General features: G+C 73.5%; 12 protein-coding genes. 4 read left to right on the top strand and 8 right to left on the bottom strand.

Annotated features, from left to right (window positions below):
* Nucleotides 1–22: 22 nt before the first annotated feature.
* Nucleotides 23–1,621 carry a GMC family oxidoreductase gene (locus AAH991_RS13360; RefSeq protein WP_346226106.1) on the top strand — a complete coding sequence of 533 codons (1,599 nt, stop codon included), beginning with the start codon at nt 23–25 and terminating at the stop codon, nt 1,619–1,621.
* 3 nt (nt 1,622–1,624) lie between these two features.
* Here AAH991_RS13360 and treZ read toward each other — a convergent pair whose 3' ends face one another.
* Together treZ and treY are read right to left on the bottom strand one after the other, a co-directional pair.
* Entirely contained in the window at nt 1,625–3,322 is a 1,698-nt protein-coding gene (gene treZ / locus AAH991_RS13355) for a malto-oligosyltrehalose trehalohydrolase (protein WP_346226105.1), read from the bottom strand.
* Between the two features lie 29 nt (nt 3,323–3,351).
* On the bottom strand, nt 3,352–5,562 hold the full coding sequence (gene treY, locus AAH991_RS13350) for a malto-oligosyltrehalose synthase (protein ID WP_346226104.1): 2,211 nt from the start codon (nt 5,560–5,562) through the stop codon (nt 3,352–3,354).
* 310 nt (nt 5,563–5,872) lie between these two features.
* Between treY and AAH991_RS13345 the strand changes: the two genes are divergently transcribed.
* Nucleotides 5,873–7,666 (top strand): hypothetical protein, encoded by a 1,794-nt coding sequence (locus AAH991_RS13345; RefSeq protein WP_346226103.1) that lies wholly within the window; start codon nt 5,873–5,875, stop codon nt 7,664–7,666.
* A gap of 54 nt (nt 7,667–7,720) precedes the next feature.
* Here the strand turns inward: AAH991_RS13345 and glgX are convergent, their stop codons facing one another.
* The 3 genes from glgX to AAH991_RS13330 all read right to left on the bottom strand — a co-directional run bounded on the left by glgX (nt 7,721) and on the right by AAH991_RS13330 (nt 11,378).
* Nucleotides 7,721–9,874, bottom strand: coding sequence for a glycogen debranching protein GlgX (gene glgX, locus AAH991_RS13340; RefSeq protein ID WP_346226102.1), 2,154 nt, complete (start codon nt 9,872–9,874; stop codon nt 7,721–7,723).
* Between the two features lie 316 nt (nt 9,875–10,190).
* Nucleotides 10,191–10,952, bottom strand: coding sequence for an oxygen-binding di-iron domain-containing protein (locus tag AAH991_RS13335; RefSeq protein WP_346226101.1), 762 nt, complete (start codon nt 10,950–10,952; stop codon nt 10,191–10,193).
* A 54-nt stretch (nt 10,953–11,006) separates the two neighbouring features.
* Nucleotides 11,007–11,378: a winged helix-turn-helix transcriptional regulator gene (locus tag AAH991_RS13330; protein ID WP_346226100.1), complete on the bottom strand. Its 372-nt coding sequence runs from the start codon at nt 11,376–11,378 to the stop codon at nt 11,007–11,009.
* Nucleotides 11,379–11,454: 76 nt separating this feature from the next.
* Here AAH991_RS13330 and AAH991_RS13325 point away from each other — a divergent pair, with 76 nt between their 5' ends.
* On the top strand, nt 11,455–12,312 hold the full coding sequence (locus AAH991_RS13325; RefSeq protein WP_346226099.1) for an SDR family oxidoreductase: 858 nt from the start codon (nt 11,455–11,457) through the stop codon (nt 12,310–12,312).
* Here the strand turns inward: AAH991_RS13325 and AAH991_RS13320 are convergent, their stop codons facing one another.
* From AAH991_RS13320 to AAH991_RS13310, 3 genes are all read right to left on the bottom strand, one after another.
* Nucleotides 12,313–15,606 carry an ATP-binding protein gene (locus AAH991_RS13320; protein ID WP_346226098.1) on the bottom strand — a complete coding sequence of 1,098 codons (3,294 nt, stop codon included), beginning with the start codon at nt 15,604–15,606 and terminating at the stop codon, nt 12,313–12,315. It lies immediately after the preceding gene.
* A gap of 89 nt (nt 15,607–15,695) precedes the next feature.
* On the bottom strand, nt 15,696–17,021 hold the full coding sequence (locus tag AAH991_RS13315; protein WP_346226097.1) for a sensor histidine kinase: 1,326 nt from the start codon (nt 17,019–17,021) through the stop codon (nt 15,696–15,698).
* Nucleotides 17,022–17,072: 51 nt separating this feature from the next.
* Nucleotides 17,073–17,756 carry a response regulator transcription factor gene (locus AAH991_RS13310; protein WP_346226096.1) on the bottom strand — a complete coding sequence of 228 codons (684 nt, stop codon included), beginning with the start codon at nt 17,754–17,756 and terminating at the stop codon, nt 17,073–17,075.
* A gap of 156 nt (nt 17,757–17,912) precedes the next feature.
* Here AAH991_RS13310 and AAH991_RS13305 point away from each other — a divergent pair, with 156 nt between their 5' ends.
* Nucleotides 17,913–18,536, top strand: coding sequence for a hypothetical protein (locus AAH991_RS13305; protein WP_346226095.1), 624 nt, complete (start codon nt 17,913–17,915; stop codon nt 18,534–18,536).
* Nucleotides 18,537–18,551 lie beyond the last annotated feature (15 nt).

Below are 18,551 nucleotides of genomic sequence, written 5' to 3'. Positions count from 1 at the left end.
TGGCGCGGGTGAAGATGAGGGCATGATCGACTATTTGGTGATCGGGGCCGGGTCGGCCGGATGCGTCCTGGCCAACCGGCTGTCGGAGGATCCGGCCGTCCGCGTGCTGCTGGTCGAGGCGGGCGGCGCCGACCGCCACCCGCTCTACCACGTGCCCAAGGGCTTCGGGAAGCTCTTCGACGATCCGCGGAAGGTCTGGCACTACCGGACGCAGCCGTTCGGTCCGGACGGGCAGGCCGAGATATGGCCGCGCGGCCGGGTCCTCGGCGGGTCGAGCTCCATCAACGGCATGGTGTACAACCGCGGCCACCGCGCCGACTACGACGAACTCGTACGGCTCGGCAACCCCGGCTGGGGCTGGGACACGATTCTGCCGATCTTCCGGGCGATGGAGGACAACGCCCTCGGTGCCACGGCCACCCGCGGAGCGGGCGGGCCGCTGCACGTGTCCCCGCCGCGCGACCCCGATCCCCTCTGCGACGAGATGATCGCCTCCGGCGCCGCGCTCGGCCTGACCGTCATGACGGACGTCAACGAGTCCGACGACGAACGCGTCGGCCACGCCATGGCGACCATCAAGGACGGGCGGCGGTTCAGCGCGGCCAGGGCCTTCCTGCACCCCGTACGCGACCGGGCCAACCTCACCGTCGTGACCGGGACCACGGTGACCGGGCTGCTGTTCGACGGTGACAAGGTCGTCGGGGTCACCGCCCGGGACGCCGGCGGCGCCCTGGTCGAGTATCGCGCCGCCCGGGAGGTCGTCCTGTCCCTGGGCAGCCTCGGCACGCCGAAGCTGCTGCAGTCGTCCGGCATCGGCCCCGCGGAGGTGCTGCGGCCGGCCGGGGTCGAGGTCAGGCTGGACCGTCCCATGGTCGGCGCGCGCATGCGCGAGCACCGGTGCCTGGCGCTGAAGTTCCGGCTGAAGGACGACCTCGGCTACAACCGCATGCTGTCCACGCCGCTGCGGCAGGGCGTCACCGCGCTGCGATACCTGGTGAACCGCGGGGGCCCGCTCGCCGCGCCGGCCTACGACGTGATCGCCTTCCTGAAGACCCGGCCCGAGCTGGACCGGCCGGACACCCAGCTCCTGATGGGGCCGTGGTCGGTCGCGACGTACCGGGCGGGCGAGACGGTCACGGTGGAGCGGCAGCCCGGAGTCTCGGTCGTCGCCGAGATCCTCCGCCCGACCGCGGAGGGCAGCGTGGCCATCACTGCCGCCGACCCGGACGCGCCGCTGCGCATCGAGCCCGGCTACTTCGGTTCGGAGCACGACCGGCGCGTCGGCGTCGACCTGTTCCGCCGCATGCGGGAGTACTTCGCCCAGGAGCCGATCGCGGGGCGGCTCACCCACGAGACCTTCCCCGGGCCGGGCGTGGACTCCGACGAGGAGATCATCGACGCGGCGCTGGGCGGCGGCTACTGCGGCTACCACGCCATGGGCACCTGCGCCATGGGCCCGGGCGACGACGACGTGGTCGACTCGCGGCTGCGCGTACGGGGCCTGGACAACCTGCGGATCGTCGACTGCTCGGTGCTGCCCACCATGATCTCGGGCAACCTGAACGGCCCCATCATGGCGATGGCCTGGCACGCCGCCGATCTCATCCTCGACCGGGCCTGACCCTCAGACCTCCGTGACGGCCAGGGAACGGCCGGGCAGTTCCAGAGCCTCTCCGGTGAGCCGGGCGGACTCGTCGGAGGCGAGCAGGATCCGGGACGCGGCCGGCCGTACGGCGACCGGGCCGTCGGCGAAGTTGGCGACCACCCGCAGCGAGCCGCGCTCGATCACCACGACGCGCCGGTCCTCGTCCACCTCGACCCGCACCCGGTCCAGGCGGGGATCGGTGAGGTCGGGGTGGGACCGGCGCAGGGCGATCAGGTCGCGATACCAGCCCAGCAGCGAGGCGTGCTCGTCCTTCGACAGCTCCTCCCAGTCGAGCTTGGAGCGCAGGAACGTGTCCTCGTCGCCCGGCTCGGGGGCCTTCCAGTCGTAGCCGAAGCCCTCGAACTCCTTCCTCCGCCGTTCGCCCTCGCCCTCGGCCAGGTGCGGCTCGAAGTGGTCGGTGAAGAAGTAGAACGGCGTGCTCGCCCCCCACTCCTCGCCCATGAACAGCATGGGCGTGAACGGCGAGGTCAGCAGCAGCCCGGAGGCGAGGCGGAGCTGCTCGGGCCGCATCCGGTCGCCCTCGGGGCGGTTGCCGATCTGGTCGTGGTTCTGGGCGCAGCAGACGAACCGGTGGCCGGGGATCCCGGTCGCCGGCCTGCCGTGGGAGCGTCCCCGGAACGACGAGTAGGTCCCGTCGTGGAAGTACCCCCTGGTCAGCACCTTCGCCAGCGACGACAACGTCGCGAAGTCGCCGTAGTAGGCGTTGGTCTCCCCGGTGACGTTCGCGTGGATGGCGTGGTGGACGTCGTCGTTCCAGCTCGCGTGCATGCCGAGGCCGCCGGCCTCGCGCGGGGTGACCATGCGCGGGTCGTTGAGGTCCGACTCGGCGATGAGCGTGAGCGGCCGGCCCACGGCGGCGGACAGCGCGTCGACCTCGGCCGACAGCTCCTCCAGGAAGTGGACCGCCCGCTTGTCGTGCAGGGCGTGCACGGCGTCGAGACGCAGCCCGTCGACGTGGTAGTCGCGCAGCCACTGCAGGGCGTTCTCGATGAAGTAGCGCCGCACCTCGTCCGAGCCGGGCCCGTCGAGGTTGACCGCGTCGCCCCAGTAGGACCCCTTCGCGTCGTGGAAGTACGGCCCGAACTTGGCCAGGTAGTTGCCCGAAGGACCGAGGTGGTTGTAGACGACGTCGAGGATGACGCCGAGACCGGCCCGGTGGCAGGCGTCCACCAGGCTCTTCAGCCCGTCCGGTCCGCCGTACTCCTCGAAGACCGCATAGAGCTCCACACCGTCGTAGCCCCAGTTGCGCTTGCCCGGCACGGGCGGCACCGGCATGATCTCGACGAAGTCGACGCCGAGGTCCACCAGGTGCTCCAGCCGGTCGGCGACCCCCCGGAAGGTGCCCTCGGGCGAGAACGTGCCGACGTGCAGCTCGTAGATCACCGCGCCGCGCAGGTCGCGGCCGAGCCAGTCCTGGTCCCGCCACGCGAACCTGTCGTGGTGGTAGACCCGGCTCGGGCCGTTCACCCCGTGCGGCTGGCGCCGCGTCCTGGGGTCGGGGAACGGCCCGTCGCCGTCCACGTGGAAGGCGTAGTCGAGGTCGTGCTCGTCGCCGGGGGCGGTCCACCAGCCGCCCTCGCCCCGTGTCATCGGGTGGCGGGAACCGCCGTGCTCGACCTCGATCCGCTCCGCCGCCGGCGCCCAGACCTCGAACATGCCGCATCTCCCCCTATCGAACGAAGCCGTCAGCCCTCGAGAATCGCGACCGGGTACGCGGACAGCAGGTCGGCCATCCGCACCTCACCGGTGTGCTCCGCGCCGGTGAGCAGGTCGCGCCAGCGCCCCGGCGGCAGCGTGATCGTCTCGCTCCCCCAGCCGCCCTTGCGCTCCAGGCCGACCGGCAGCCGGGTCGCGACCACGACCGCGGCCGTCCCCTGCCCCGGAACGCCCCGGCTGAACGCCACCGCGTGCTCCCCCGCCTCGACCGGCGCGTACGGCGCCTCGGGGTCGAGCCGCCGCCGCAGGCCGAGCGCGGCGGCGGTGACGCGGATCTTCTGGCCGTCCCAGCTGTCGTCGGGCTCGGCCAGAAGCCGGCGGCGCCGCTCGAAGTCGACCGGCCGCCGGTTGTCCGGGTCGACCAGGGAGAAGTCGGTGATCTCGTTGCCCTGGTAGACGTCCGGGATGCCCGGCATGAGGAGCTGCACGGCCTTCTGCCCCAGCGAGTTGACCCGGGCGTACCGGTCCACGACCTCGGTGAACGCGGCGACCGAGTAGCCACAGGCGTCCATGGCCCGCCGGGCGAAGTCCCTGATCCCGTCCTCGTACGCCGGGTCGGGGTTGAGCCAGGAGATCGCCGTCTTGGCCTCGCGCGCGGCCTTGAGCAGGTAGCCGGTGAAGCGGTCGAGGGAGATCGGCCAGGCCGCCATCAGCGACTGCCAGGCGAGGTAGTCGAGCTTGGGGTCGAACGACACGGCCGCGGCCCAGGAGTCGACGGCCATCGCCCACTCCTCGGGCATCTCCGACAGCACCGCCAGGCGGGCCCGCACGTCCTCCGACCGCTTGGTGTCGTGGGTGGACAGCGTGGTCATCGTCCGCGGCGGCAGGCCCGCGCAGAACTCGTGGAACTCGGCCGCCGACACCCCGAACCTGTCGGGCTCGCCGCCCACCTCGTTGAGGCAGGCCAGCGGATACCACCGATAGAGCGCCGTGTCCTCGACGCCCTTGGCCATGACCGGCCCGCAGGTCTGCTGGAAGCGGGTGACCGCCTCCGGCGGGCCGTACAGGACGAGGTCGGCCACCTTGGCCACCGCGGCGGGGTCGGTCCGGGTGGCCGCCAGCGCGGCCGCCTCCTGGATCGTCGCCTCGGAGGCGGCGGACGGCTGCTCGCCCGGGTTCACGTACGCCCGGTAGACGGGCATCGCGGCCAGCAGCTCCACGACGGCCTCGCGCAGCGCCGGATCGCCGAGGTCGTCGGTCAGCCGGTCGACCTCTCCCGTGAAGAACAGGTCGAGGACGTGCTTCTTTGCGTCGTGACGCACGGTCTCGTAGTCGTCGCGCACGCCGGTGTGGCGGCCGAACGTCTCGATGAGCGCGTCGCGGCCGGCCGGGTCGACGAACAGCCGGGTGACCATGTTGAGCGCGTCGTAGCCGGTGGTGCCGTCGCACGGCCAGTCTTCGGGCAGCCGCTCGCCGTCGATGAGGATCTTCTCCACCCACAGCGGGCCGGGCACGTGCGGGCGCAGCCACCGCAGATAGCCGCGGGGGTCGGCCAGGCCGTCCGGGTGGTCGACGCGCAGGCCGTGGATCAGCCCCTCCTCGATGAGGCGGAAGGTGACGGCGTGGGTGGCCTCGAAGACCTCGGGGTCCTCCACGCGCAGGCCCATCAGCGACGACACGTCGAAGAAGCGCCGGTAGCCGGGGCTCTCCCGCCAGTGGGCCAGCCGGTAGTGCTGGGCCTCCAGCAGTTCCGGCAGCGGCAGGTGCTCGGTGCCGGGCCTGATCGGGAAGGCGTGGTCGTGGTAACGCAGCACCCGGCCGTCCACGCCGTCGTCCACCCGCAGCGCCTCGTCGGCGTCGTCGCCGAGCAGCGGCAGGGTGACCGGCCACTGGAAGTCGAACCACCGGGAGGCCGGCGACCCCGGCCCGTCCCGCAGCGCGGCCCACAGCTGGGCGTTGTCCGACTCCGGCACCGGCACGGTCATGTGGTTGGGAACGATGTCGGACACCAGCGGCATGCCCTCGGCCGCCAGCGCCCGCAGGCCCTCCTCCCCGCCGAACTCCTCGCGTACGCGGCCGTGGTCGGTCACGTCGTACCCGTGCTGGGAGTCCGGGCAGGCCTGGAGGATCGGCGACAGGTAGAGCCGGCCCACTCCCAGCTCGCGGAGGTAGCCGACGAGGCTCGCGGCCTGGGCGAATCCGAAGTCGGGCGTCAGCTGCACCCGATAGGTAGAGGTCACCGAACCGCCTTTCACAGCGCGTTCCCGGAGGTCGTTTCCATAGTGCCCGTCACGGGCGCGCCCCTGCCAGCACCGCGCCGCAGGGGTGTCCGCCGGGCAGGGACCCCTCTTGCCCGGCACGACGGCGACTAACCCGAATCAGCACTCTATTCGCGCGTTCTCCCTGGTCAGAACTTCGTCCAGCCGTCTCGTAACGGTCCGGCCGTCTGCGGACGATTCACCGGTAGGGGCCGGGCCTGTGCCGGAGGGGATCGCCGTGGGATGTGAACGGTCGGAACGGGCACGCGGGCGGACGGGCGTCGCGAGGATCATGGCGATCCTGCTGGCCGTCGTCGTGGGATCGGCCTCCTGCACGGTGCTGAACCTCGACGACGCGGACCCCGCCCGCAATGCCGCGCCGACCGGCGCGGCCGCCGCCGTCGACGCGCTGACGGCCGCGGGTGCGGGGGTGTACGACGGCCCGGCGGACGCCCGGCCGGTCAAGAAGCCACGGCACCCGGGACCGCTGCGGCTGCTGCGCTCCCAGGTGGCGAACCTGGCCCGCGACGCCGACGCGGGCGGCGGGATCGACGCCGGACGGATCGACGCGCTGCTGCCCATGCCGAAGGGCTCGGTGCCCATCTCCTTCCTGCTCGCGGGGTATGTCGCGGCGGGACGGACGCAGGGCGCCAAGTACGCCCGCACGCTGATGGCGGGGCAGAACCTCAACCAGCCGCGCACCCTGCTGTTCCCCACGCTCGTGCTCGCGCTGTTCACGGCCGACGTGACGGCGAACGCGGCCAAGCGCCCGCCCGCAGGCCCCTCCGGCGCCGGCGCCGTCGGTACCGCCGGCACCGGCACCGGTGACGCCGGAATCGCCGCGATCGAGGCCGGCGGCGCGGTGACCCGGGTGCGGCTGGCCGCCGCGAGCCCGTGCGGCGACCTGTCCGCGTTCTTCAGGAACACCCTGCAGGCCGTCGCGGGGGCGATCGTCGGCGTCCTGCCGGACATCCCGTTCCTCAAGCCGATCATCGCCTGGGCGCTCACGAAGGGCCTGCAGTACGGGCTGGACGGAGCGGCGGCCGTCATCGAGCGGATCCCGTTCATCCAGGCCCTCCGCTCGGCGGTCGGCGGTCTCGCCCTCGCGGTCACGGTCGTCGCGGCGCTGCGCGACTGGACGGTCTCGGTCACGGCCGAGCCGCCCAGAGCGCACTACGCCACCGGGGCCGGATTCAGCGGGGCGAAGGCGATCGCCACGGTGAACGACGGTCCCGGCGACGTCTTCTCCCCCGAGGTGCGCCAGTGCGCCTCGGCTCTCGGCATCACCCTGGCCAAGGGCGGCGCCCCGGGCTCGGCCGCCACCTGGGACGTCGTGGCGGGCAAGCAGCACGCCACCCCCGTGGGCACCCGGAACGCGGCGGTCGGCGACGACAAGCGGACCACCCTCGCCCTGACGATGAGCAGGGAATCGGACGACGCCCACCGCCACGGCCGCATCGCCAACGGGCTGGTCGTGCTGCGCGTGACCGTCAAGCGGCAGGACGTGCAGCAGGTGCGGCGGTTCGTCGAGCAGGCCATCACGGGCGCCCTGCCCGCGCCCGTCTACGCCGCGCTGACCGCGACTCTCGGCGACCCGCTCGGCAAGATCGCGGCGATGACCGACGTGACCGGCCAGGGCCGGCTGGTCGCCGAGTATCACCTGGCCGCGACACCCACCCCCTCGTCCGTCCCGTCCGGGGAGCCCACGCGGGGGCGGGCGGTGCGGGTGTCCCTCGACCGCCCGGCCGCAAGCACCATCAGAGGCGGCAGGATCGTCGACTTCGTCTCCTGCGACGGGCCCTACGGCACGTGGAAGGGCAAGTTCCGCGTCGGCGCCTACCACTCCCTGGTGCCGTGGTACGACATCCCGGCCACCTTCACCGTGGGCGGGTCGGGCACCCGCAAACTCACCGTGCCGCTCAAGGTCGTCACGATCAAGGTCGGGCTCGGGCCCGGCGTGCGGACAGACCCCTCCGTGGACGTGACCGTGACCGCGAAGTCCATGACGTTCTCCCAGCTCCCCGATGGAGACCCGGCGCCGTTCACGCTGCCGATCAAACCGGCGCCGGGCGCCGCCTGCCCGTGACCCGTACGCCGGGAAGGACACATCCACCCCGGCGTACGGGCGGGCACGGGAACGTCAGACGCGGCGCAGCACCCGCACCGACCGGCCGCTCACCGGCACGGCCTCGCCGGCCCGGCACACGCGCGACTCGCTCAGCACCGGCATCGCCGTGTCCAGCTCGGTCGCCCACAGCTCGCCGTAGTCGTCGGGGATCGTGAATTTGATCACCTCGTGGTGAGCGTTGAACAGCAGCAGGAACGAGTCGTCGCTGATCCGCCGGCCGCGCCGGTCTGGTTCGGTGATGGCGTCGCCGTTCAGGAACACCGCCAGCGCCTTCGCGTAGCCGTTCGTCCAGTCGGCGTCGGTCATCTCCGTGCCGGACGGCGTGAGCCAGGCGATGTCGCTCAGCTGGTCGTGCGAACCGCGTACGGGCCGGCCGTAGAAGAAACGGCGGCGGCGGAAGACCGGGTGGTCACGGCGCAGCCGGGCCAGGCGCCGGGTGAAGTCGAGCAGCTGACGCTTCTCCCTGGTGCCCGCGTCGTCCCCGGTGGTGGAGTTCCGGGCGCCGGCCTCCAGGATCGTGCCCCAGTCGACCCAGCTGATCTCGTTGTCCTGGCAGTAGGAGTTGTTGTTGCCCTGCTGGGTGCGGCCGATCTCGTCGCCGTGCGACAGCATCGGCACGCCCTGCGACAGGAACAGCGTGGCCAGGAAGTTGCGCTTCTGCCGCTCGCGCAGCTGCGCGACCGGGCCGGTGGCCGGGCCCTCGACCCCGCAGTTCCAGGAGCGGTTGTCGTCCGCGCCGTCGCGGTTGTCCTCGCCGTTGGCCTCGTTGTGCTTGTCGTTGTACGACACGAGGTCCTGGAGCGTGAACCCGTCGTGGCAGGTGACGAAGTTGATCGACGCGGCCGGGCGGCGGCTGTCGTCCTGGTAGAGGTCGCTCGACCCGGTGAGGCGGCTGGCGAACTCCGGCAGCGCGGCGGGCTCGCCCCGCCACAGGTCGCGGATCGTGTCGCGGTAGCGGCCGTTCCACTCGGTCCAGCGGGCCGGGAAGTTGCCGACCTGGTAGCCGCCGGGGCCGACGTCCCACGGCTCGGCGATGAGCTTGACCTGCGACAGCACCGGGTCCTGCTGGACGAGGTCGAAGAACGCGCTCAGCCGGTCGACCTCGTGCAGCTCGCGGGCGAGAGAGGCCGCGAGGTCGAAGCGGAAGCCGTCCACGTGCATGTCGCGCACCCAGTAGCGCAGCGAATCCATGATCAGCTGCAGCGCGTGCGGGCTGCGCATCAGCAGGCTGTTGCCGGTGCCGGTGGTGTCCATGTAGTAGCGCCGGTCGTCCTCGACCAGGCGGTAGTAGTTGGCGTTGTCGATGCCCCGCATGGACAGGGTCGGGCCCAGGTGGTTGCCCTCCGCCGTGTGGTTGTAGACGACGTCGAGAATCACCTCGATGCCCGCCTCGTGCAGAGCCTTCACCATCGCCTTGAACTCCAGCACCTGCCCGCCGCGCTGCCCCGAGCTGGAGTACGCGTTGTGCGGCGCGAAGAAGCCGATCGTGTTGTAGCCCCAGTAGTTGGACAGCCCCCGCTTCTCCAACATGTGGTCGGTCACGAACTGGTGGACCGGCATGAGCTCGATCGCCGTGACCCCGAGCGAGGTCAGGTGATCGATGATCTCGGGGTGGCCCAGGGCGGCGTACGTGCCCCGGATCCGCTCGGGGATCTTCGGGTGGCTGATCGTCAGGCCCCGCACGTGGGCCTCGTAGATCACGGTGTCGTGGTACGGCGTGGCCGGCGGCCGGTCGTGCCCCCAGCCGAAGAACGGGTTGACGACGACCGACCTCGGCACGTACGGCGCCGAGTCGCTGTCGTCCCGGCTGTCCGGCTCGCCGAAGCGGTAGCCGTACACCGCCTGGTCCCACTGCACCGAGCCCTCCACCGCCTTGGCGTACGGGTCCAGCAGCAGCTTGTTGGGGTTGCAGCGCAGGCCGTCCCCGGGCGAGTACGGCCCGTGGACGCGGTAGCCGTACCGCTGGCCCGGCCCCACCCCGGGCAGGTAGCAGTGCCAGACGAAGCCGTCCACCTCGCTCAGCGTGACGCGCTCCTCGTTGCCGTCGTCGTCGAACAGGCACAGCTCGACCCGCTCGGCCACCTCGGAGAAGAGCGCGAAGTTGGTGCCCGCGCCGTCGTATGTCGCTCCGAGCGGATAGGAATCCCCCGGCCAGATCTCCCTCACTGGACCTCCTCGCCCGCCGGCTCGGCGGTCATGCCGGGACGGCCCCGGAGCCCACCGGCTCTATGGTCGCGCTCGCCCGCGGTCCGTGCCCTGCCCGGAACCCCGCGCGCGAGATCGTGGTGCTGAGTGTCGTTCACAAGACATCGTGCCTGCCCAGAAAAGGCTCCGACAGTCCCGCCACGTTAACTGCGTGTATGGCAACGGGTTGAACCGGCCATCAGTGAGCAAAGCGCCGGTGACCTGGCCCGACTCGGGAGCGCGGGGGCGGCCGGCCCGGCGTGCGGCCGCCCCTCGCCCGCCGGGGAGCGCGGCCGCCTCAGCGCGCCGGATTCGCGGCGGGACCGGGCGCCCCGGCGAGGCCGCGTACGGCGTCGATCACCCGGGCGACGCGGTCCCCGGTCGCGGTCGGCCCGTGGGCCGAGGCGATCGCGATGATCTCCATGGCCGCGAGCCGGTCGACGTGCCGGCCGAAGGCCCCCGGGTCGAGCCAGCGGTGCCATGGGCTGAGCTCGGCGCCGAACCCGCGGACGGCCTCCAGGTAGTCCTCGAGCGGGAGGTCCCCGGCGTCCGCCGTCGCCACCGGCGCCTCGGCGCCGAAGCAGTCGGCCGCCCAGTAGACGCCGCTGCGGTCGTCGTACAGGCCGCGGGTCGCCGGCGCGTCGTAGAGCGGGGGCCGCACCGCGGTCAGCCGCCGGTCGCCCGCGTCGAACGACTCGTCGTCGGCGATCCGTTGCGTGCGGCCCGGCGGCGGCGTGAAGCCGCGTCCGGGACGTGGCGGCGAGCCGGTGACCAGCGTGGCGTCCGGGCACATCTCCAGGGCGACCTCCAGGTTGCCCGCGTGGTCGGGGTCGTCGTGGCTCAGGAAGATCCACCGCACGTCGCGCGGCTCCACGACCGAGAAGACGTCCTCGGTCCAGCGGTCGCGGTGCCCGGCCGCGCCGGTGTCCACGATCACCGGCTCGCGGCCGGTGATGACCATCGAGTTGGTGTGGGCGTATCCCGCCGCGACCGGTTCGATCAACGGGAGGAGCACCACGTCGGGCGCGATCCGCCAGGGACCTGTCAGCTGTGTGTCCATGCTTACAGGCTCTGCGGACGGTCTTGTTCCGAACTTGGCGCGGGCTTGCCCGCCTCAGCGCGCCTCATGGCGTTCCCGTGCGGCGACGACCTCGGGCATGCGCTCCTCCGTCCAGGCGATGAGGGGGAGCAGGCGTTCGGCGGCCTCGCGGCCGAGCGGCGTGAGGCTGTATTCGACCCGGGGCGGGATCGTGTGCTCGGCCTCCCGCAGCACCATGCCGTCGCGTTCGAGCGCCTGGAGGGTCTGCGACAGCATCTTCTCGCTCACCCCGTCGACCCGGCGGCGCAGCGCGTTGAACCGGTAGGGCCCTTCGTACAGGGCCGCCAGCGCCAGGATCGCCCACCGGCCGGTGATGGTCTCCAGCACCGTGCGCGAGGTGCACTTGCGCGAGAAGACGTCGGCGACGAGGTCCTCGAACTCCTCCATGCCCGCCAGCTTACGCTCTTTAAGTACTTTCTGATAGAAAGCACTAACCAACAGAAAGCACTGTAGAGGAGAAACCATGATCGTCGTGACCGGGGCGACCGGGCATCTGGGCCGTCTGGTGATCGAAGAGCTCGCCGCGCGCGTCCCCGCCGCGCGGATCGTCGCGGCGGTGCGCAGCCCGGAGAGGGCGGCCGACCTGGCCGGGCGCGGCATCCAGGTGCGCGAGGCCGACTACGACCGTCCCGCCACGCTGGGGCCGGCCTTCGCGGGCGCCGCCAAGGTCCTGCTCATCTCCGGCAGCGAGCCCGGCCGGCGGCTCGCCCAGCACCAGGCCGTGGTCGACGCGGCGAAGGCGGCCGGGGTGGACTCGGTCGCCTACACGAGCATCCTGCACGCCGACACCACTCCGCTGGGCCTCGCGCCCGAGCACCGGGCGACCGAGGAGTACATCCGCGCGAGCGGGCTGTCCTTCACCTTCCTGCGCAACGGCTGGTACCACGAGAACTACGTCGCGGCTGCCCGGCAGGGCGCGCAGCACGGCGTCATCGCGGGCAGCGCCCGCGACGGCCGCGTCGCCTCGGCGGCGCGCGCCGACTTCGCCGCCGCGGCGGCGGCCGTCCTCACCGGAGAGGGACACCGGGGCGCCGTGTACGAACTGTCGGGCGACGCCGCCTGGAGCATGCCCGAGCTGGCCGCCCTGGTCGCCGAGCTGTCCGGCGCCCCGGTCGAGTATCGGGACCTGCCCGTCGCCGAGTACGCCAAGGTGCTGGAGGCGGCCGGCCTGCCCGGGCCGGTCGCGGCGATGTTCGCCCAGACCGACGCCGACATCGCCGACGGCTGGCTCGGCGACACCCCCGGCGACCTGTCCCGCCTCATCGGCCGCCCCACCACGCCGCTGCGCGACACCCTCGCCGAAGCGCTGAAGAACGGCTGATCACACGCGGGCGAGCAGGGCCAGGATCGGCTTCTCGTACAGGGTGACCCCGGAGCGGCGGACGAGGGCGAGCGCGTCGCGCAGGTGGCGCCGCGCGGTGTCGCCGTCGTCGCGGACGAGCGCCAGCCGGGCCAGGCACAGGTCGGTCACCGACCAGCCGAGCAGGCGGCCCCGATGCGGCAGGAGCAGATCGTGCAGCACCGGCGCCGCGGCCGTGTCGCGCAGCGCCAGGCACGCCTCGCTCAGCAGGTCGGGGATGAACCGGTAGGCGAGGTCACCCCGCATGCGGGCGAAGCCGTCGGCGGCCAGACCGGCGAAGACCTCCAGGGCCTCGTCCCTCCTGCCGAGGTCGAGCAGAACGGCGCAGCGCAGCACCCGCCATCCGGGCTCGCCGGGCCGCCGCGCCGGCGCCTCCTCCGCCAGCGCCAGCGCCGCCGCCGCGTCACCCCGCGCACGCGCGGCCAGACAGCGGAAGACGGCGGCGCGGCTCTCGGCGTGGTCGCGGCCCATAGCGCCCTCCGGATGGAGCCGGGCCGACTCCTCCGCCTCCGCCAGGGCGCGGCCGGTGTCACCGCGGAGGTGGGCGTGGATCGCCGACAACCAGGCGGTGAGGCTGAGCAGGGCGGGCTGGCGGATCCTGCGGGCGGTGTCCGACAGCCACGTCAGCAGCCGGGCCGCCCGCTCCAGCTCGCCCTGTTTGACCAGCTCGACGTGCTCGGCCTCCCGGGCCAGCCACTCCGCCACCAGGTCGCCCGTCCGGCGGGCCACCTCGGTCATCTCGTCGATGGCCGCCTGCCGCCCGGCCTGGCCGGCGACCCCCCGCGAGAGGATCTCGTACGCGCTCAGCGCCCGCAGCAGCGGTCCGTCGTCGCCCCGCCCGCGGGCCTCCCGTACGGCCTCGGCCGCCAGCGCGACACTCTCCTCGACCGGCCGGGTGAACGACCCCGTGATGGCGAAGGCCGCCAGGAGCTGGGACCGCCACGGCGAGCCCTCCCCCTGGCCGCGCAGCGCCCGCTCGATGCGCCCGGTCAGCGCCCCGCCCGCGGCCCATTCCTCGTACATCGCCCACGACAGCGGGTCGGAGAACCCGAGCGCGGCGCGGGCCAGGCGGTCGTCGTCCCCGAGCGCGTCGGCGATCTCGGCCGCCTCCTCCAGCGTGGCGTGGACCTGCGTGCTCATCCCCGCCGCCGACTGCGCCTCGGCGAGCTCGAGCAGCAGGTCGCACCGCAGCTCCCGGTCGGTCACCGGAAGCTGGGCGGTGAGGGCGACGGCGTGCCTCAGGTGCTCGGCCGCGTCCTCGTAGGCGAACTGGGCCATGGCGTGGGCGGCCGCCTGCCGGGCGTACTCGATCGCCTTGGCCGCCATGCCGGAGATGACCAGGCCCTCGCGGTAGTGGTGCGCCAGCTCGGCCAGGTGCGTGCCGCGCCGTTCCAGCACGGCCGCGATGCCGGCGTGCAGACGGCGCCTGCGCAGCGGGGCGAGGCCGTCGCGCAGCACGTCGCGGACGATGTCGTGGGCGAACCGGTAGACGAGGTCGTGCTCGGTGAGCAGGCGCGCCCGGACGGCCGCGTCGAGCACGTCGAGCACCTCGTCGCGTGGCACGTCCATCACGTCCCGCACCACGTCGAGCAGGACGTCCAGCGGGGCGTCGCGGCCCAGCAGCGCCGCCGCCGACAGGACGCCGGACGCGCCCGGCGGCATCGCCGCCATCCTGCCGCGCAGCACGTCGGCGACCGCGCCCGGCGCCTCGCCGCCGTCGAGATGGACGAGCTCGCCCAGGAAGAAGGGGTTTCCGCCGGTCCGCCTGGCCACCTCGGCCGCCCGCGTGGCGTCCGCGCCCGCCCGCCGCAGATACTCGGCGATGGCCTCCTCGCCCAGGCCGTCCAGCGTGATCCGCTCGACGTGCGGGAGCCGTACGAGGGTGGCGAGCGTACGGGCCAGCGGCCCGCCGACCTCCGTGTCGCGGTAGGTCGCGATCACGGTCAGGTCCGGGCACGCCCGCGTGGTGGCGAGGAACTCCAGCAACCGCAGGGACGAGGCGTCGGCCCACTGGAGGTCGTCGAGGACGACGAGCACCCTGCCCTTCACCCTGCCGTGCGCGGCCGCGTGCTCCGCGACGAGCCGGGCGAACGCGTCGTACAGCGCGAACTCCCCGGTCGCGCCGAGCATCTCGGCCAGTTCCCCGTGCCGCCCGGTGAGGTGGCGCACGGCCTGGGCCCAGGGCCAGAACGGCGGCGCGCCCGTGCCGTCCCAGCAGCGGCCGAACACCGCCACCGGCGCGTGCGCCGCGGCGTCCTCCGCCAGGCTGGTCTTGCCGATGCCCGGCTCGCCCGCGACGAGCACGACGCGCGTGCCGTCCGCGGCGACGGCGCGGCGCAGCGCGGCCGATTCGGCCGCCCGGCCGATGAGGGCTCCCTCCGGCCGTCCGGGCTCCTCCCGCGGTCCGGAATCCGGGTCCGCCTCGGCCGCCGGCGCGGCGGGGCTCACGACGGCCGCCGGGGCGGGGGCATGAGGAGCCGCGGGCGGAGGCGTCAGCGCGGGGTCCTGCGCCAGGATCCGCTGCTCCAGTTCACGGGACCCCGGGTCGGGGTCCAGGCCCAGTTCGCCGACGAGCAGGCGGCGCCCCTCGGAGAGCAGGGCGAGCGCGTCGGCCTGACGGCCGGCCTGGTAGAGGGCGTGCGCGCCGAGCCTGCGCAGCCGCTCGCGCAGGGGGTGCGCCGTCACCAGCCTCGTCAGCTCGGGCACCAGCGCCCGTCCGAGCCCGAGCGCGAGCTCGGCCTGGGCCACGTCCTCGACGATCGCAAGCCGCAGCTCGGCCAGATGCGCGATCTCGTCCCGCGCCCAGGGCTCCTCCTCGAACCCCGCCAGCGGCTCGCCCCGCCACTCCGCCAGAGCCAGGCGGAGCCGCCCGGCGGCTCCCGCGTGGTCGCCCGCCTCCAGCAGCCGGCGTCCGGCCGCGACGGCGGCCTGGGCGCGGCCGAGGTCGAAGCTCTCCGGCGGCAACTCGACGGCGTACCCACCCGGCCTGCTCACCAGCACCGACGGCTTCGCCCTGCGCACCCGGCCGGGTTCGAGCACGCGCCGCAGCTTCGACACGTACGCCTGCACGGTGTTGACCGCCCCCGGCGGCGGCTCCTGCTCCCAGAGCGCGTCCACGATCCTGGCCGTGCTCACCGGGCGCGGCGCCGCCAGCACGCACAGGGCCAGCACCGCCCGCTGCTGGGACGGCCCGATGTCGAGCGGCGTCCCCCCGTCGCCGAGCACGACGACCGGGCCGAGCACGCGGAACTCCACCGTGATCTCCTCTGATTGCGGTCCCCCGAAATGTATCCCGGCCAAGTCGGCCTTTTCGGACAATTTGCCGGACGATCCGCGACAAAGGGTCAGTGACGGGACCCTCGGGCGCGGGTACGCGGCAGCAGGCGGCGGCGTGGGCCGGGTGCCCGGCCGTCGGTGCGCAGCCACACGTTGACGCCGGTCCCCCCGAGTGCCGAGTCCTCGATGCGCACCCCGCCGCCCGTCGACTCGGCCAGGCGCCGGGCGATGTCGAGGCCGAGCCCGGTGGAGCCCGCCCCGCTGTTGCCCCGGCGCAGCGCCCTTTCCGGATCGGGGATGCCCGGGCCCGCGTCCGCGACGAGGATGCCCACCATGCCGCTCCCCCGGTGCAGGGTGACGCGGAAGGCCGTGCCCTGCGGCGTGTGGCGGAAGACGTTGCCGAGCAGCGCGTCGACCACCGCGCCGAGGTCGGCCGCGGCGACCGGCACCGGGCTGGGCTCGTCCGCGCCGACGAGCTGCCACGGCCGCGCCTGGTCCTCGGCCAGCGCCGACCAGAAGGCGAGCCGTTCCCGCAGCACGAGCGCCGCGTCGCAGCCGGCCGGCGCGGCCCGGGACGGCCGCCGGGCCGCTTCGATGATCTCGTCCACGGCCTGTTCGAGCCGGTCGACGGCGAGCCTGCGCTGCTCGGCCTCGGGGCCGGGGCCGCCGATGTTCAGCCGCAGCGCGGTCAGCGGGGTGCGCAGCCGGTGCGACAGGTCGGCGGCGAGCTCGCGCTCGGCCGCGAGCAGCACCGCCACCTGGTCGGCCATGGTGTTGAAGGCCCGCCCTGCGGCCACCAGCTCCGGCGGGCCGTCCGGGACGATGCGCACGGTCAGGTCGCCCGCCCCGAGCGCGGCCGCCGCCTGCCCGAGCCGCCGCGCCGCCCGGACCACCCGGGCCCCGAGCCGGTCGGCCACCACCACCGACCCCACTACAAGGGTGACCGCGACGCCGGTCAGCACGGCCCAGGAGGTGGACACGCCCTTGCTCGCGTCCGCCTCCGGCGCGTACACCTCGATGACGGCTCGCCGCCCGCCACCCAGCGCGACCGGCCTGAGCAGCACGTATCCCTTGCTCACCGGCACGGTCCTGGCTCTTTCCGCCGCGCCCGCGACGTCGGCGGGCGCGACCCGGGAGCGGCCCACCGTGCGCCCGTCCGGGAGGTGGACGGCCAGCCGCGAGGTCCCCGCCGGGGTGCTGGCCAGCGCGCGCTCCAGCGCCGCCGCGTCGTCGGTCACGACGAGGGCGGGCACGATCGTGGCGGCCTGACGCTCGGCGTCCGCGAGCGCGCGGCTCTCGGCGATCTCCTTGACCGCCACGGCCAGCGGGATGAGGAAGGCCAGCGCGACCATCGCCGTCACGGCCACCGCCACCAGGGCCAGGCTCCGTCTCACCGCGGCTCCCGCTCCGGACCTCGTACCGTCATCGCGGTTCCCGCCGGGGGCTCAGCCCTCTGCGGGAGGGCTGAGCCGGACGCCGACTCCCCGCACCGTGTGCAGATATCGGGGGCGGGACGCGCTCTCACCGAGCTTGCGCCGCAGCCAGGACAGATGGACGTCGATCGTCTGGTCGTCCCCGTACGACTGCCGCCACACCTCGGCCAGCAGTTCCCTGCGCGAGATCACACGGCCGGGCCGCGCGGCGAGGTAGGCCAGCAGGTCGAACTCCCGGCGGGTGAGGTCGAGCGGCACGCCGTCGAGGCGGGCCTCCCTGCGGTCGGCGTCGACGACCAGGCCGCCGACCCGCGCGACCGACGACGGCGTCCCGGGTCGGGCCCGGCGCAGCACGGCCTCGAGGCGGGCGTTGAGGTGGTCGCCGGAGAACGGCTTGACCAGGTAGTCGTCGGCGCCGCCGCGCAGCAGGCGGACGATCTCCGCCTCGTCGTCCCGCGCGGTGGCCACGATGACCGGTACGTCGGAGATCGCCCGGAGCATCTTCAGCGCCTCCGCGCCGTCGAGGTCGGGCAGTCCGAGGTCGAGGACCACCACGTCGGGGGCGGCGTGGGCGATCTCCCGCAGGGCGTCGAGCGCGCGGCCCGCGCTGCGGACCGCGTGGCTGCGCCCGGTCAGGTCGCGGATGATCGCGGACCGGACGAACTCGTCGTCCTCAACCACCAGAACGGTCGCCATGGGGCAGAAACGTACACGCCCACTCCACACGGCGTCCCGGGAAGAGCGATCCGAAACGTGCGGATTCGCCGTGATTTAAGGCAGGCAAAAACCGTAGAGGGCGACCGAAAGGTATCGAGCGGCATTTACTACGACACGGGATAGAGTGAGCGCCCCATGAGAAGGGCCACGGGTTACTTGATCGCCTGGTGCGGGGCGACCGCGCTCGCCGTCGGCGTGTCCTGGCTCGGCGTGCGCGACGTGCTGCGCAGCGCGATCCTGGACGACGCGCCCCTGGCTCCGGTGGTGGCCGTCGCCGCGCCGCTCTCCACCTCGCCGGGCACCCTCGCCCCCTCTCCGCAGGACACCCCTGACGACAGTCCGTCCGGCGAGCCGTCGGGACGGCCGTCCTCCGCCCCGTCCGGCCGCCCGTCCCCCTCCCGCGCCCCGGTCACCGCCACGCCGACGCGGACGCGGACCTCTCCGGCGCCGCGGCCGGCCCGCTCCACCCAGCCGGCCGGGCCGGCCGGATCCGCGGACCCCTCGCCCGCCGCCCGGCCGCGCAGGACCTCCGGCGGGGAGAGCCTGCACACCTTCACCCTGAAGGGCGGCCGGGCGACGATCGCGGTGACCTCCAGGGACTGCCGCGTGGTGACGGCGACCCCGAACGACGGCTACGAGGTCAAGGTCTGGGAGACCGACCAGTGGCTGCGGATCGCCTTCCTCCGGGACGTCCACGAGTCGTCGGCGTTCTGCACGTGGAACGCCCTGCCGCCCCGGCTCGACACGTACGAGAACTGACGGGGCGGCGGGCCC

The organism is Microbispora sp. ZYX-F-249 (assembly GCF_039649665.1).
In the GTDB taxonomy this organism is placed as follows: Bacteria; Actinomycetota; Actinomycetes; order Streptosporangiales; family Streptosporangiaceae; genus Microbispora; species Microbispora maris.
This window is presented reverse-complemented; position numbering and strand designations above follow the sequence as displayed.

Coding starts and splice junctions, on each gene's coding strand:
- AAH991_RS13360 (WP_346226106.1), top strand. CDS start 23: ATGATCGACTATTTGGTGATCGGGGCCGGGTCGGCCGGATGCGTCCTG.
- treZ (WP_346226105.1), bottom strand. CDS start 3,322: ATGTTCGAGGTCTGGGCGCCGGCGGCGGAGCGGATCGAGGTCGAGCAC.
- AAH991_RS13345 (WP_346226103.1), top strand. CDS start 5,873: ATGGCGATCCTGCTGGCCGTCGTCGTGGGATCGGCCTCCTGCACGGTG.
- AAH991_RS13335 (WP_346226101.1), bottom strand. CDS start 10,952: ATGGACACACAGCTGACAGGTCCCTGGCGGATCGCGCCCGACGTGGTG.
- AAH991_RS13330 (WP_346226100.1), bottom strand. CDS start 11,378: ATGGAGGAGTTCGAGGACCTCGTCGCCGACGTCTTCTCGCGCAAGTGC.
- AAH991_RS13325 (WP_346226099.1), top strand. CDS start 11,455: ATGATCGTCGTGACCGGGGCGACCGGGCATCTGGGCCGTCTGGTGATC.
- AAH991_RS13310 (WP_346226096.1), bottom strand. CDS start 17,756: ATGGCGACCGTTCTGGTGGTTGAGGACGACGAGTTCGTCCGGTCCGCG.
- AAH991_RS13305 (WP_346226095.1), top strand. CDS start 17,913: ATGAGAAGGGCCACGGGTTACTTGATCGCCTGGTGCGGGGCGACCGCG.